We start from the raw sequence: 13,553 nt of genomic DNA, 5'->3' as shown, positions 1-13,553 counted from the left end.
CCGTCAGTCCTCTCCCAGCTCCGGCGGAGCGCTCCGATAGACCGGCGGCGTCTCCGACATCCGGATCGGATTGGCCACCGTCCTGACCGGCGCGTCGCGCCGCGCGTCGTCGACCTGCGCGATCGGTTCCAGTCCGAGCCGATCGGCCAGTGCGAACGCCTCGGCGATGTCGTTGACCGGTCCGCATGGGACTCCGACCGCCGCGAATCGGGTGAACCAGCCGTCGGCGGTGTCGGCGCGCAGCAACTCGGTGAGTTCGTCGATGAGCGACTCTCGATTGGCGACGCGGTCGGAGTTGGTGGCGAACCGCGGATCGTCGGCCATCCCGGGGGCGCCGAGTTCGGCGGTCAGCGCGGAGAACTGGCGGTCGTTGCCGACCGCGAGGATCAGGGGACGGTCGGCCGTCGGGAACGGCTGATACGGCACGACACTCGGATGCATGTTGCCGATGGCCCGCGGGACCACACCCGCGCCGACGTATCCCGAACCCTGATTGGCCAGTGCCGACAGCAGCGACGACAGCAGGTTCACCTCCACCCGCTGTCCTCGGCCGGTGCGGTCACGGTGGCGCAGTGCCGACAGGATGCCGACGGCCGCGTGCAGACCGGTCACCACGTCGACCAGCGCGACGCCGACCTTCGTCGGCTCCTCCGGCGACGCGCCGGTGATGCTCATCAGACCGCCGACGGCCTGCACCAAGAGGTCGTATCCGGGCAGGTCGTTGTGTCCGCCGAAGCCGGTGATCGAGCAGTAGACGACGCCGGGGTTGACCGCGGCGACTTCGGAATAGCCCAGACCCAGCCGGTCCATGACTCCCGGCAGGAAGTTCTCGACCACCACGTCGGCCCGTGCGACGAGGTCCCGAGCCGAGGCGAGATCGTCGGCGTCGCGCAGATCGAGCGCGAGCGAGGACTTGTTGCGGTTCACCGCCTGGAAGTACGTCGCCTGCCCGCCCGCGTACGGCGGCCCCCACGACCGCGTGTCGTCACCCGATCCCGGCCGTTCGATCTTCACCACCTCGGCGCCGAGGTCGGCGAGGAGCATGGTCGCGTAGGGCCCGGCGAGCACTCGGCCGAAGTCGGCGATCAGCAGCCCGTCGAGGGCTCCGCCAGCGCCGTCGCCCGTCACCGGAAGGCGGCTTCGCCGGTCAGGGCGCGGCCGATGGTGAGCTGGTGGACCTCGGACGTGCCCTCGTAGGTGAGCACGGACTCGAGGTTGTTGGCATGCCGGATCACCGGGTACTCCAGGGTGATCCCGTTGGCGGCGAGGATGGTGCGGCATTCGCGGGCGATCTTGATCGCCTCCCGGCAGTTGTTGAGCTTTCCGAGACTCACCTGGGCCGGCTCCACCTCACCGGCGTCCTTGAGCCGGCCGAGCTGGTAGGCGAGCAGGTGTCCCTTACCGACCTCGAGTGCCATGTCGGCCAGTTTGGCCTGGGTGAGCTGGTAGGCGGCCAGCGGCTTGTCGAACACCCGGCGGGTCGACGCGTACTCGATCGCGGTCTCCAGGCAGTCGCGGGCGGCACCGATGGAGCCGAAGATGATCCCGAAGCGCGCCTCGTTGAGACAGCTCAGCGGACCGCTCAGACCCGCCGCCTCGGGCAGCATCGCCGATTCGGGCAGACGCACGTCCTCCAGGACCAGCTCCGAGGTCACCGATGCGCGCAGCGACATCTTGGCGCGGATCTCCGGCGCCGAGAATCCGGGCGTGTCGGTCGGGACGACGAAGCCGCGGATCCCCCGGGCGCCCTGCGCCAGGTCGGTCTTGGCCCACACCACCGCGACGTCGGCCACCGAACCGTTCGTGATCCACATCTTGGCGCCGTTGAGCACCCAGTCGGAGCCGTCGCGGACCGCCCGGGTGCGCATGCCGCCCGGATCGGACCCGAAGTCCGGTTCGGTGAGACCGAAGCAGCCGAGCGCGTCGCCCGCCGCCATCTGCGGCAGCCACTGCTGCTTCTGCTCCTCACTGCCCCAGTGATGGATGGCGAACATCGCGAGCGAGCCCTGCACCGAGACCAGCGAACGGATGCCCGAGTCGATCGCCTCGAGTTCCAGGCACGCCAGGCCGTAGGTCACCGCACTCATTCCCGCACAGCCGTAACCGTCGAGGTGCATGCCGAGCACCCCGAGTCCGCCCAGTTCCTTGGCCAGTTCGCGCGCCGGGATCCGCGCCTCGTCGAACCAGCCCGCGATGTGCGGCCGGATCCTCTCCGCGCCGAACTTCCGGACGGTGTCGCGGATCGCCTTCTCCTCGTCGGAGAGCAGTCCGTCGAGGGCGAAGAGTTCGGTGACGGTGCGGGTGTCGGCCATGAGGATTCTCCTGAGTTCGGGGACGACGTGGCTGCAATGCTTTGCGCAATCGATTGCATATGGTGGAGTGAGAGTATCCATCACGGCGGCGAGCCGTCAATGCCCATCGACGAGGACCCACCCGATGACAGATCACTCCGGCCCGCGCCGCACGCGCCCGCCGACGATGAAAGAGATCGCCGAACGTGCCGGTGTGCACGTCTCCACGGTCTCGCGGGTACTGCGGCAGACCGAACCGGTCGACGGATGGTCGGAGGCGGCCAAGCGAGTCCGCGAGGTGGCGCAGGAACTCGGCTATCAGCCCAACCTGTGGGCCGCGAGCCTGCGCACCCGGCGCACCACGACCATCGGCGCGGTGATGCCCCGGCTCACCGACGGCGTGGTCGCGACCGTCTACCAGGGCGTGGAGCAGGCCGCACGCGAAGCCTCGTACTCGGTGCTCCTGTCCAGCCCGCCCGACGACCCCGACGCGCAGCGACAGGCGATCGAACTGCTCACGGGCCGTCAGGTGGACGGTCTGATCCTCAGCAGTCTGCACAGCCCGGCGGCCGAGTTCGTCCGCCGATTGAAGCTCACCGTCCCCGCGGTGGCATTGAACCGCCATGCCGGGTCTGGTCTGCCCTTCGCCGGCGGCGACGACCGTCTCGGCGGCGCGCTCGCCGGGCGGCATCTGCTCGACTGCGGATACCGGCGCATCGCGGCGGTGGGCGGTCCACTGTTCGCGACGACCGGCCACGACCGGCTGTCGGGCTTCCTCGACGCGATGAGCGACGCGGGCGTCCGCATCCCCGACCATCGCATCGCGCACGCTCGAATGGATGTGCAGGGCGGGATCGACGCGGCCCGCTCACTGCTCACCCGCGACGACCGGCCCGACGCCGTCTTCTGCGTCAGCGACACCATGGCGATCGGCCTGCTCGGCGTGGCCCGCGACCTGCGTCTGTCCATCCCCGGCGATCTCGGCGTCGTCGGCTACAACGACATCCCGGTGGCCGCGCAGCTCCCCGTTCCGCTGACCACCGTCGTCACGCCCGCACACGAGATCGGTGCGGCGGGAGTGCGCCTACTGCTCGGGATGGTCTCCGGCACCGACCCCCAACCGGACGACGTCCGGCTCCCGGTCCGGCTGGTCGTGCGGGGTTCGACGGTGCAGCAGCGTTGACGGGTACGTCGACGGGTGACATCACTGCCCGTAGCTGTATCGGAGCCCGGCGAAGAGCAACTCGTTGACTCGCTTGCGCATATGACCGGTCAACGATGCGTCCGGCACCTCGCCTGTGACATCGAGCCGCCACGTCAGCCGAGTCCCGCTGCCGCGCGAGGCGAGCTCGAACTCGATTCGGGCGTCCGGGCGCCGCTTCCAGATCGACGACCAGATCACCCGATGTTCGGAAGCGACGATCGTCACTCCTGGAACCGCTTCGTCGTCCAGGAGGCTCAGCCACGGACGCGCGGGCTGTCGTTTCGGATCGATCAAGTCCTCGAACACCGCCCGAGGCGGCGCCGGCAGGTCGCGGGTCCGCTCGCCGATGACGGTCCGAAGCGGCTCGATCACTCCGGACGGCCGTCACCGGGTGCGTCCTCCGACGCCGTCTTGATCCAAGCCAGCGTCGCGGACACGTGCTCGGAGAGTTCATCGGTATGGCGTTCGATACCGCCGAGCAGGACGCGGGCGAACAGCCGTGCGGTGGCCGACGCACCGTCGGGCATCTGGCGACGCTCGCGGAGCACGGTCCCGTCACCGTCGGCGGTCAAGGTGTAGGTCCACACCGCTCCGCTCGATCGCGTATGCCACGCGATCTCCCGGCCGATGTCGAACGTCGTCACGGTGTTGACCGTCGGCCAGAGCGCCAGACCGTTCCGGTTCCATCCGACGAACGTCTCGCCGGCGCGCAGCGGTCCGCGACGACGGCGGGTGGTGGCGAAGAGTTCCGGACTCGCCTGCGTCATCGTCCGGGGATCGATCAACAGCGACCACACTCGATCAGGTGCCACGTGGATGCGGATCGACTCGTCCAGGTCGCGCTCAGCACGTTCGGGGTTCACAGTTCGACCATAGAGCCCGCGAGCGCGGCGTTCAGTAGCAGAAGCCGCATTCACCCGATGTCGAGAGCACGGTGAAGCAGTTCGGGCACAGCTTGGGCTTGGGCTCTTCCGGCTTCGGGTCGGCTTTGGGTTTGGCCTTGGCCTTCTTCGGCTTCGGTTCGGCCGCGGCCGCGGGCTTCGTTCCCGGCGCAGCGGACTTGGCCGCCTTCGCCGGCGACTTGGCCGCCTTGGGCGGTCGTGCCGGACCGCGAGCGGCGCGCTTCTCCGCTACCCGGGGAGCCAGCGTCGGGCGGGCACCCGCCGGGATCGTCGCGCCGAAGAACTCGTAGCAGCGGAACCGCACATGCGCCGCATCCGAGTCGAGATCAGCGGGGACGGACCGGCCCGCGACACCGAGCGCATGCGCGTAAGCATCACCGGCTGTCTGGTCGAGCAGCACACACAGCGACGCCAGGAGCGGTTCGCCGTCGTCCTGCCCCTCGGTGACGGCGCCGAGGAGATCGGCGATCCACTTGCGCACCGGAGCGCCGGCCTTGATGCCGGTCTGACTCTGAACCTGGAATCCCAGCTCAGCCTGGGTGATGAGCGAGCCGTACACGCGCGCGGTCTCGATCAAGGCCTCCCGGGCCGCGACGGCCCACGCAGCGAGGGCGTCGGAGAACGGAACGGGGATTTCGCCGGCCACCCGCCATGCGGGGACTCTCGTGTCGTCGTCGGAGTGCACCCGAAAACGCTACGGCGTCACGCCCCGATAGTCGAATCGCCGGACCGGGGAGGAGCAGCACCGTCCGGACCGTCGGCGAAGACAATCCACAGTTGGAATCACTTCCATATTTGGATCTCATTCTATATCGTCGGAGCATGCCTCGAAACGATGTGACCTTTCCTTCGACCGGCGGGACCTGCGCCGGCTGGCTGTACGAGCCCGCCGACGCGGCCGGCACGCCCAGGCCGATCATCGTCATGGCGCACGGTCTCGCCGGCGTGAAGGAGATGCGGCTCGACGCCTTCGCGGACCGCTTCGCCGACGCCGGATACCGATGCCTGGTCTTCGACTACCGGCACTTCGGCGCCAGCAGCGGTGAGCCACGCCAACTGCTCGACATCGGCAGCCAGCTCGACGACTGGCGCGCGGCGATCGCGTACGCGCGGACTCTGGACGACGTCGATCCCGAGCGCGTGGTGATCTGGGGAACGTCCTTCGGCGGTGGCCACGTGATCCATACCGCCGCGCGTGATCACCGCATCGCCGCAGTCATCGCGCAGTGCCCCTTCACCGACGGACTGGCGGCGTCGATGGCGATTCCGCCGGTCACATCCGCAAAGGTCACCGCACTCGCGGTGCGCGACCTGATCGGCGCTCGCCTCGGACGCGCGCCGATCATGGTGCCTAGTTACGGGCTGTCAAGTCCCGGGTTTGTTAGAGACCGATCATTTGTTCTGTAGTGCAGGTTCAGTCTCGGCAGCAGCGTGCTGCTGCCAGTAGAGGTCCTCGATCTCTGTCGGTGGCCGGTGATCGAGTTCGCCGTGCAGTCGGGCGGTGTTGTACCAATGGACCCATTCGGCAGTCGCGATCTCGACGGCGTTCGTCGATCGCCACGGGCCCTTCCGGTAAATCAGCTCGTGCTTGTACAGCGAGTTCAGGGCTTCGGCCATCGCGTTGTCGTAGGAGTCCCCGCGCGAGCCGACTGAGGCGACGGCGCCGGCCTCGTCGAGGGCCTGGGTGTAGCGCACCGCTCGATACTGGACTCCGCGGTCGGAATGATGAATCAGGCCAGTGATGTCCTGGCCGGTCCGACGCCGCAGCCACAAGCCCATCGCGAGGGCGTCGATCGCCAGGTCGGCGAACATGCGGGTCGAGGTCTGCCAGCCGACGATCATCCGCGAGAACACGTCCAAGACGAATGCCACGTAGACCCAGCCGGCATCGGTGCGGACGTAGGTGATGTCGGCAACCCACAGCTGATTCGGCGCTGTCGCGGCGAATGCGCGGTCAACGAGATCACCGGGGTGTTCGGTCTCGGCCGCTGGTTTCGTGGTGCGCGGGAACTTCCCGCGCACCACCCCACGGATTCCCAGGTCACCGCACAATCGTTCGACCGTGCACTTCGCGACCGTTATCCCTTTGCGGGCGAGTGCGGCGCGGATCTTGCGGCGCCCATAGATACCGCCGGAGTCTTCGTAGACGTCCATGATCTGTTCTTTGAGTTCCTCGTCGCGCAGGGCGCGGGCCGATGGACCGCGGCCTCGGGCGGCGTAGTAGGTCGATGGCGCGATCGCGCATCCGGCCTCGGTGAGGGCGGTGCAGATCGCCTCGACGGGCCATCGACGGCGGTACTGGTCGATGAAATCGACGATCAGCGGCGTGGCCGGTCGAGCTCGGCCGCGAAGAAAGCCGACGCGGTCTTCAAGATCGGCGGATTCAAGCGGTCAGTGCAACGAGTCCTGTGAGATGAGGCAGTCACTGATCACAGGAGGATCCGGATGCAGGGCAAGCACGGTCATCTCAGTCGGGAGCAGAAGCGGCTGGCACTCAGGCTGCATGCGAGGGGTTGGCGGCTGGTCGACATCGCCAAGGAGATCGGCTGCAGCGCGCCGATGGTCGGGATCATGGCCCGCACCGGCAGGCACGCCGACGCCAAGCCGTTCGGCTGGGAGCCACGCCAGGGCTGCCTGACGATTGACGAGCGCGAGCAGATCCTGGTGGGGATCAATCGTGGCGACACCTTCACCGCGATCGCCGAGCACCTGGGGCGCGCGGTGTCGACCATCAGCCGCGAGGTGAAGCGCGGCGGTGGTCGCTGCGGCTACTCGGCATGGCATGCGCACGAACGCGCTCGCGATCAAGCTCGTCGGCCGAAGTCTTTCAAGCTCGCGTCAGGCCGGTTGCTCGAGGAGGTCTCCAGCCGGCTGGAGCAGTTGTGGTCCCCCGAGGAGATCGCGGCGCGCCTACGGTTGGATCACGCCGATGATCCGGAGATGCGCGTGAGCCACGAGACGATCTACCAGTCCCTGTTTGTCCAGGGCCGAGGCGAGTTGCGCCGCGAGTTGGCGCGGTGTCTACGGTCCGGAAGAGCGGCCCGAAAGCCCCGCGGCACCACTGACGGCCGCGGCCGGATCCCCGGCATGGTGATGCTCAGCGAACGCCCCGCAGAAGCCGACGACCGCGCCGTGCCCGGACACTGGGAAGGCGACCTCATCCTTGGCGAGGGCAGCCGCAGCGCGGTCGGGACGCTCGTCGAGCGATCGACGCGGATGACGCTGCTGTTGCACCTCCCAGATGGCAAGACAGCCGAGCAGGTCGAGGCAGCGATGCGCGCCGCGATCAGCAAACTACCGTCCTCGTTGGCCAGAACGATCACCTGGGACCAGGGCGCGGAGATGTCGCAGCACGCGGCGTTCACCACTGCCACGGGTATCCCGATCTACTTCTGCGATCCCCACTCGCCCTGGCAGCGCGGGAGCAACGAGAACACCAACGGCCTGTTGCGTCAGTACCTGCCCAAGGGCACCGACCTGAGCGCCGTCACCCGCGAGGAGTTGGACGCGATCCAGGACAGCCTCAACAGCCGACCGCGCAAGACTCTGGGCTATCTGACACCATCAGAGAAGCTCGCAGAGCTTCTTGCGCCCACCGCTTGAATCCGCCATCTCGTTCGCCCGCCGCAACTCCGCGTTCTCACGCTCGAGCTGACGGATCCTCTCGATATCGGAGACCGTCTCCACGCCAGGGGTTTCGGCTTGGCCCTTCTCGACGCGGCGGACCCAGTTCCGCAGAGTCTCGGGGTGGATATCGAGTTGCTTGGCGATCCGCGCCAACGCACCCGGCGCGGTCGCAGGATCGCTACGGGCATCGATGGCCATCCGCGTGGCACGGTCCCGCAACTCCTTCGAGTACTTCGATGGGCGAGGCATGAAACAAGTGTCCCTTCCGGTCAAACCTGCCTCCATCAAACCCGGGACGATTCAAACGGCATCCAACACGGATGGGGAGGCCGAAACCGGTAAACCACCCGACGCCACGCCCGAACCGTACACACATTCTGGCCTTTAACCCCCGTGGAACGCATGGTCACAGACCGACAAAAATACCCCCTGACCTGCGGTGCAGATCAGGGGATATGTGCGGAAGCGGAGGGATTTGAACCCCCGGTGGTTTTACCCACGCTCGCTTTCAAGGCGAGTGCATTCGGCCGCTCTGCCACGCTTCCCTGACCAGCAAGGGTACGTCAGAGTCCGGCCCTGTCGTGAAGCGCCCTGGGTTCCGTTCCGAGTCTCAGCAAGGAGAATCGGAGTATGCCCAAGAAGTTCAGTCCAGAGCTGCGTGAGCGTGCCGTGCGCATGGTCTACGACCGCCAAGCCCGCGAGGGCGGCCCTCGCGCAGCATCGATCCGTGCCGTCGCGCCGCAGCTCGGTGTCGGCACAGAGACGCTGCGGATCTGGTGCAATCGCTACGGCGCCACCGAGCCGGTCGGACCGGGAGAGCCGCTCGAGGAGGAGAATCGCCGTCTCCGGCGGGAGCTCGCCGAGGCGCGACGTGCGAACGAGATCCTGAAGGCCGCCTCAGCGTTTTTCGCAGCGGAACTCGACCGCCCCACGACGAAATGATCGCGTTCGTCGACATGCATCGCGAGAAGTTCGGGGTCGAGGCCATCTGCCGCATCCTCAGTGCGACAGAATGTGGGTTCATCACCTCCCGCGGATACCGCGCTGCCAAGAACAGGCCGGCCTCCGCTCGCAGCGTTCGGGACGAGATGCTGGCGGAGGAGGTGCAGCGGATTCATCAGGCGAACTACAGCGTCTATGGGGTCCGGAAGATGTGGCACGCAATGCGCCACGCAGGATGGAACGTCGGTCGCGACCAGGTCGCGAGGCTGATGAAGATCGCCGGCCTGCAGGGCGTTCGCCGAGGTCGAAAGCCCGTCACCACCTGCTCCGCAGACGGAGATGACCAGCGCCCGGACCTCGTTGAACGGCGGTTCGTCGCGGATCGACCGCAGCAGCTTTGGGTCGCCGACATCACCTACGTCCGGATGCTCTCCGGGTTCTGCTACGTCGCATTCGTTACCGATGTCTTCAGTCGCAGAATTGTCGGCTGGGCGGTCGCGCCCACGCTCCACACGGAGTCTCTGCCATTGCTCGCACTGGAGCATGCACTGCAGTCCACCGGGGTGAGCAGGAACGAAAGCGGATTGATCCACCATTCCGACAGGGGTAGTCAATACGTTTCGCTCGCCTATTCGGACGCTCTGCTCGCCGCGGGAGTTACGGCTTCAGTAGGTACCGTCGGCGATAGCTACGATAACGCGCTGGCCGAGACAGTGAACGGCCTATACAAGGCGGAGTTGATCTACTCCAAGCGGATCTGGGAGTCAGTCAGCGAGGTTGAGCTCGCCACGATGGGCTGGGTCCACTGGTGGAACACCTCCCGGCTCCACGAAGCTCTCGGCTACCGCACCCCGGCGAACGTCGAAGCGACCTACACTCACACCACGACGACCGCGCCCGCGACCGTGTAACCACGGAACGAAACCCAGGGCGCTTCACACATGACTTGGGCGATTGCAGGGTCGGTGTAGTGAGCGTTGAGCGTGGAAGCACGGGCATCTGCCCACTCGTCGGGTCCAAGCAGCTCGCGTAGCCGGGCTCGGTCCGCGGCCCATTCGCCTCTTGATTCGTCGAAGATCTCCGGAATCGCGCCCCATCCTGACCATTGAGCGAGGACGTCCTGCTCAGCAGGCGTCGCTGGTCGCTGTTCCTCACGGCAGGTGCGGACGATCTGCACCGCGGCGATGTTGGCACGCGCGCGAGCTTTCGCTCCGGTGGGTACGAGTTGGTGACCTGGATGCACGAACCTTGCCGCAGCGGGTCGAGACGAGTGCTCCGTCGTGACCGGTGAGGCTGTCGATGAGCGAGTGTCCTGGTCGTGATCGGCGCGGGCCTCGTCGAGTGGAGCAGGATCCGGTTCTAACCCGGCCACAGTCGTGTCGGCGTCAACAGCGACCATGCTTCCGTCGGGCCGCCGGGCCATCTCGACCTTCCGCGTCGACCACTGGGACATCGGCACGCCAGGCTCGTCCTGATCGACTGTAGGCAGTGTCCTCCCGTCGGCCGGTGGCAAAACGGTGCCGCCAGGGTCGGCCAGCGCCGGATTACTCGGGGCGCGGTAGTCGTCTAGGTCGAAGATTGAGAGCTGATTGTCATCAGTACGCGATCGACCTCGTCCGCGACGTCGCCCGCGAGAGCGTCCTGCGGACTGCTGGGCACCGGCAGGTGGTCGAGCCTCCGCGCTTCGAGCAGATCCGCCGCCCACACCCGGAACCGAACCGTCCGGTCCGGCCACAGTAGATCGGCCAACTCCTGCATCTGCTCGCTCGGTTCGAGGGTCTCGTCGAGCCACCAATTCGTCGTGCGCGACTGTTGCAGCTCCGGCTCCGGCTCCTCCCGATCCGTTGGCATCTCGGTCAACTGGGCCAGAAACACTTCCTCGCCCATCATCCGAGCCCGCTTGTGCAGCTTCTGCAACTCCGGGAACGTCGGCTGCCTGCCGGGGTGGTCCCGCCTCCACTGTGCGTTCAGCAGGTGCGTGTGCTCGGTGATCAGAGTCGCGATCTGCACTTCGGCGGCCTCGAGCTCCTGCTCGATCTTGTCCGTCGGCATCTCCTGCTCGATCAGCTGTCCCCGCAGTGTCTCGAGTGCGTTCAACATCGTGCCTACCTCCTAGTTCGTCCCTGGCTGCCAGGTCCGGGCGTGTTTCATCCATCGGGGTGGTCCCCTTCTACTTCGACCGTCCAAATCGTTGCGGGAACCACCTTCTCACCTCCCGGAGGCAGAGCTGGGTACCACATACCGTAGTCGGACACCAATTCGCCCGTCAATAGGCTATTGACAGATGTGGGCGGGAGGTCTTCGATGAACGTCATGGGCGAGATCATCGTGGAGCGGGCCGGCGACGGCTGGTTCGTCGTCGGAGTGGGGCGTGTTTCACTACGTCAGGTGCGGATGCTCGCTGAGGAATCGGGGAGGTCGATTCGGTGGCCTGCGGACCTTGCTCGGCTGGTCGGCGACGTCGAAGCCGCCGACACCGCACTCAAGGCCGCGAATAGGGAGTCGGTGCGGTCCAGATTGGCGCTGGCGCAGTTCATGCGGAACCAGGGAATATCGCTGCCGGAGATTGGGGCCACGCTCGGGGTAAGCCGCCAGCGTGTGCATGCGCTGTTGAACGATCATGGCGAAGAGAGGAGCGGCTTAGAGAGCGGGGACTAGCGCTCAGGGGATGATGAGTGCCGCCAGCCAGATCGTTCGGAACTTCCTGTCGGCCGGGAGCTCGGTATCGGGTTGCTCCGCGATGATTGGGTCGTAGGAGACGTACGGCTGGTGCCACGCGACGCAAGTCGGGCGGCGCGTTCAGCAGCACTTTGCGGCCGCTGAGCGGCTGCGTAGTCCTTGATGAAGGTGTATCCGTTTCGACCGTTGTCTGCCGTTGCCTCCTCGGCGTACCCGAACATCGCTAAGTAGATGTCTTCGACTGACTTCTTGTCGCGCGCGTACTCGACTTGCATTAGTTCGCCGAGTGATCCAACCGCTGCGGGGTCGCCGAACCCGACGAGACCGCGATCAAGTTGGGCCGCGAGGTAGGTCGGGTCGTTGAACACGAGACTGACGTGGCGAGCAGCGTGGACCGCTCCGGCGTCGACCTTGTTCCAGTCGATGTCCCAGCCGGCGTCGCGTAGGTACTCATTGAAGAACACGCGCTGGGAGCGGGAGTTTCCGTCGACGAAAGGATGCAGGTAGGTCATCTGCGACCAGTGATGTGCTGCTGTTTCGAGCGCCTGCTGGGCTGGGGTGTCGAGGTCCGGGCGATCCAAGGCAATATCGGATTCCAACAGGGGAAGGTGCTGACGCATAACTTCAGGTGGTGCATGCTTGATCCCCATTGCGAATGTGTGCTGCCCGGCCACACGCAGTTGTCCACTCCAGTCGTAGACATCCTGGAGGATGTAGGCGTGAATGGCCTGGAGGTAGCTGACGTCGAAGCGTCGGGCTTCGAGTGCAGTCAGAACCTCTGGACGCAGCCCGGGATCGTAGTCATCGCGGTCGAGGTAGTCGTAGGAGTCGAGTTCGATGATCCGCTTCGCTGCTGCGAGGCGTTCGACTGCCTCGAGTTCTTCAACAGTCGAGGCCCCGACCTTATTGGCCGGGACCTCGATGTCGTTGGGGTCTTCTGTGCTCACTCGGCTTTGGCCTGACGTGTCTGAGCGGTGCGCTGTCGGGTCTCCGACAAGATGCGGTCGCGCTCTTCTGCGAAGGTCGTTTCCCCGCTGCGCATCCTGCGCAGGGCGTCGAAGTCCTCAGTGGTCAGCGGCATGCCGGCCATCGTTGAGGCTGCGGAAGCACTGGCGCTGTACCACTCCTCCGGCAGTGCTGCTGCCCGAGCACGGCACTCCTGCACGCTGAGTACACGCTTCTTCGTGGTCATGGCTCCCCCTTCGTTTGGGTGTCCAGTATATGTCGGGCTTGAAACCATAGCCGGGTCCTCTTCTCGTCGGTCTTGTCAGAACAGTGCGATCTGATGTTCTTGGGCTCGGTCAGTCGCGCGCTGGTCGCTGGCTGCGGCCATGAGTTTGGCGGTCGCGGTGGTGACGCCGAGGGCCTGCGCCACGAGGGACCAGGACCGTCCCTCGTGGCGCAGGCGCGCGGCGTCGTCCTCGTCCTGGATCTGTTGTGAGGTCGTTGGGGTGGCCATTACTGGTCTCCTTCGTCCTCGTACCAGGAGTCGGGGAGTTCGTTGGCGTGCAGGAGGAAGGCTTCTCGGCGGCCGGCGACAGTGGTGGTGAGGTCGGTGAGCGCGTAGAGGCTGGCGTCGGCGGTTCCGCTGATCTCGTGTGCTTCGGCGGCCCGGTCGGTCCAGATGTCGAGGCAGTCGTCGCAGCGGCGGTGTGCGAGGTTGCCGGCGTTGGTCCACACGGGGTCGGGGTGGCCGGCGCACGTGATGCGGACCATGAAGTCGGCGCGGTTGACCGGGTGCCGGCGGACTGTGACCCGGCCGGACGGCTCGGTGTGGAGGTCGGCGGCGGGGCTGCGGTCGGTGATCGGTCCGTGCAGCAGGAGGTAGGGGACATGCAGCTGCTGCCGTGGATGGTGTTCGGTGATGTGGTCGAGGTGGCGGGCGTTCATCGGTCTTCTCCTTCTGCT

17 protein-coding genes, 1 tRNA gene, 1 pseudogene and 1 other annotated feature are annotated in these 13,553 nt (G+C 66.4%); of the genes and pseudogenes, 5 read left to right on the top strand and 14 right to left on the bottom strand.

Going from position 1 to position 13,553, the window contains the following annotated elements; all coding sequences use genetic code 11:
- Window positions 1–3: 3 nt before the first annotated feature.
- Window positions 4–1,128 (bottom strand): CaiB/BaiF CoA transferase family protein, encoded by a 1,125-nt coding sequence (locus ACZ5QD_RS16335; protein ID WP_045537919.1) that lies wholly within the window; start codon window positions 1,126–1,128, stop codon window positions 4–6.
- Window positions 1,125–2,312, bottom strand: coding sequence for an acyl-CoA dehydrogenase family protein (locus tag ACZ5QD_RS16330; RefSeq protein WP_045537921.1), 1,188 nt, complete (start codon window positions 2,310–2,312; stop codon window positions 1,125–1,127). The genes ACZ5QD_RS16335 and ACZ5QD_RS16330 overlap by 4 nt, the downstream gene beginning before the upstream one ends.
- 124 nt (window positions 2,313–2,436) lie before the next feature.
- Here ACZ5QD_RS16330 and ACZ5QD_RS16325 point away from each other — a divergent pair, with 124 nt between their 5' ends.
- Entirely contained in the window at window positions 2,437–3,474 is a 1,038-nt protein-coding gene (locus ACZ5QD_RS16325) for a LacI family DNA-binding transcriptional regulator (protein WP_045537924.1), read from the top strand.
- A gap of 21 nt (window positions 3,475–3,495) precedes the next feature.
- Here the strand turns inward: ACZ5QD_RS16325 and ACZ5QD_RS16320 are convergent, their stop codons facing one another.
- Genes ACZ5QD_RS16320 through ACZ5QD_RS16310 form a run of 3 tightly spaced genes read right to left on the bottom strand, consistent with a single transcriptional unit; the run spans window position 3,496 to window position 5,082 of the window.
- A complete protein-coding gene (locus tag ACZ5QD_RS16320; protein ID WP_082083923.1) occupies window positions 3,496–3,867 on the bottom strand; it encodes an SRPBCC family protein in 372 nt (123 codons plus the stop codon).
- Complete coding sequence (locus ACZ5QD_RS16315; RefSeq protein WP_464366942.1) at window positions 3,864–4,358, bottom strand: SRPBCC family protein; 495 nt, start codon at window positions 4,356–4,358, stop codon at window positions 3,864–3,866. Before ACZ5QD_RS16315 ends, ACZ5QD_RS16320 begins: the two co-directional genes overlap by 4 nt.
- A 31-nt stretch (window positions 4,359–4,389) precedes the next feature.
- Complete coding sequence (locus tag ACZ5QD_RS16310) at window positions 4,390–5,082, bottom strand: hypothetical protein (protein WP_045537928.1); 693 nt, start codon at window positions 5,080–5,082, stop codon at window positions 4,390–4,392.
- A 137-nt stretch (window positions 5,083–5,219) separates the two neighbouring features.
- On the opposite strand from ACZ5QD_RS16310, the pseudogene ACZ5QD_RS16305 reads away from it, so the two are divergent.
- A pseudogene (locus ACZ5QD_RS16305) lies at window positions 5,220–5,759 on the top strand (alpha/beta hydrolase); the annotation flags it as partial.
- 30 nt (window positions 5,760–5,789) lie between these two features.
- Here the strand turns inward: ACZ5QD_RS16305 and ACZ5QD_RS16300 are convergent.
- A complete protein-coding gene (locus tag ACZ5QD_RS16300) occupies window positions 5,790–6,719 on the bottom strand; it encodes an IS3 family transposase (RefSeq protein WP_045537938.1) in 930 nt (309 codons plus the stop codon).
- Between the two features lie 123 nt (window positions 6,720–6,842).
- On the opposite strand from ACZ5QD_RS16300, the gene ACZ5QD_RS16295 reads away from it, so the two are divergent.
- Window positions 6,843–8,000 (top strand): IS30 family transposase, encoded by a 1,158-nt coding sequence (locus ACZ5QD_RS16295; protein ID WP_006896665.1) that lies wholly within the window; start codon window positions 6,843–6,845, stop codon window positions 7,998–8,000.
- On the opposite strand, the gene ACZ5QD_RS16290 is transcribed toward ACZ5QD_RS16295, so the two are convergent.
- Both ACZ5QD_RS16290 and ACZ5QD_RS16285 read right to left on the bottom strand, forming a co-directional pair.
- Complete coding sequence (locus ACZ5QD_RS16290; protein ID WP_278127090.1) at window positions 7,962–8,273, bottom strand: transposase; 312 nt, start codon at window positions 8,271–8,273, stop codon at window positions 7,962–7,964. The genes ACZ5QD_RS16295 and ACZ5QD_RS16290 overlap by 39 nt on opposite strands.
- A 211-nt stretch (window positions 8,274–8,484) precedes the next feature.
- Window positions 8,485–8,569: transfer RNA gene (locus ACZ5QD_RS16285), tRNA-Ser, on the bottom strand.
- An 85-nt stretch (window positions 8,570–8,654) separates the two neighbouring features.
- Here ACZ5QD_RS16285 and ACZ5QD_RS16280 point away from each other — a divergent pair.
- A protein-coding gene (locus ACZ5QD_RS16280; RefSeq protein ID WP_085948520.1) for an IS3 family transposase occupies window positions 8,655–9,877 on the top strand; the annotation gives its coding sequence in 2 pieces (ribosomal slippage) (window positions 8,655–8,934 and window positions 8,934–9,877; 1,224 coding nt in all).
- Window positions 8,924–9,057, top strand: a sequence feature (AL1L pseudoknot). (Overlaps the previous gene by 134 nt.)
- Here the strand turns inward: ACZ5QD_RS16280 and ACZ5QD_RS16275 are convergent.
- The gene (locus ACZ5QD_RS16275; RefSeq protein WP_464366941.1) at window positions 9,844–10,143 is read right to left on the bottom strand and encodes a hypothetical protein; all 300 of its coding nucleotides are present in this window, start codon (window positions 10,141–10,143) and stop codon (window positions 9,844–9,846) included. The genes ACZ5QD_RS16280 and ACZ5QD_RS16275 overlap by 34 nt on opposite strands.
- Window positions 10,144–10,532: 389 nt before the next feature.
- Window positions 10,533–11,066: a hypothetical protein gene (locus tag ACZ5QD_RS16270; protein WP_006897731.1), complete on the bottom strand. Its 534-nt coding sequence runs from the start codon at window positions 11,064–11,066 to the stop codon at window positions 10,533–10,535.
- A 204-nt stretch (window positions 11,067–11,270) separates the two neighbouring features.
- Here ACZ5QD_RS16270 and ACZ5QD_RS16265 point away from each other — a divergent pair, with 204 nt between their 5' ends.
- Complete coding sequence (locus ACZ5QD_RS16265; RefSeq protein ID WP_006897730.1) at window positions 11,271–11,624, top strand: hypothetical protein; 354 nt, start codon at window positions 11,271–11,273, stop codon at window positions 11,622–11,624.
- Here ACZ5QD_RS16265 and ACZ5QD_RS16260 read toward each other — a convergent pair.
- The 4 genes from ACZ5QD_RS16260 to ACZ5QD_RS16245 all read right to left on the bottom strand — a co-directional run bounded on the left by ACZ5QD_RS16260 (window position 11,621) and on the right by ACZ5QD_RS16245 (window position 13,535).
- Window positions 11,621–12,592 (bottom strand): Fic/DOC family protein, encoded by a 972-nt coding sequence (locus ACZ5QD_RS16260; protein ID WP_006897729.1) that lies wholly within the window; start codon window positions 12,590–12,592, stop codon window positions 11,621–11,623. The two genes, ACZ5QD_RS16265 and ACZ5QD_RS16260, sit on opposite strands and share 4 nt — an antisense overlap.
- On the bottom strand, window positions 12,589–12,837 hold the full coding sequence (locus ACZ5QD_RS16255) for a hypothetical protein (RefSeq protein ID WP_006897728.1): 249 nt from the start codon (window positions 12,835–12,837) through the stop codon (window positions 12,589–12,591). Before ACZ5QD_RS16255 ends, ACZ5QD_RS16260 begins: the two co-directional genes overlap by 4 nt.
- Window positions 12,838–12,912: 75 nt before the next feature.
- Window positions 12,913–13,104, bottom strand: coding sequence for a hypothetical protein (locus tag ACZ5QD_RS16250; RefSeq protein ID WP_006897727.1), 192 nt, complete (start codon window positions 13,102–13,104; stop codon window positions 12,913–12,915).
- Window positions 13,104–13,535 carry a hypothetical protein gene (locus ACZ5QD_RS16245; protein WP_006897726.1) on the bottom strand — a complete coding sequence of 144 codons (432 nt, stop codon included), beginning with the start codon at window positions 13,533–13,535 and terminating at the stop codon, window positions 13,104–13,106. The genes ACZ5QD_RS16250 and ACZ5QD_RS16245 overlap by 1 nt, the downstream gene beginning before the upstream one ends.
- Window positions 13,536–13,553: the final 18 nt, after the last annotated feature.

The organism is Gordonia sp. J1A (assembly GCF_055393515.1).
This window is presented reverse-complemented; position numbering and strand designations above follow the sequence as displayed.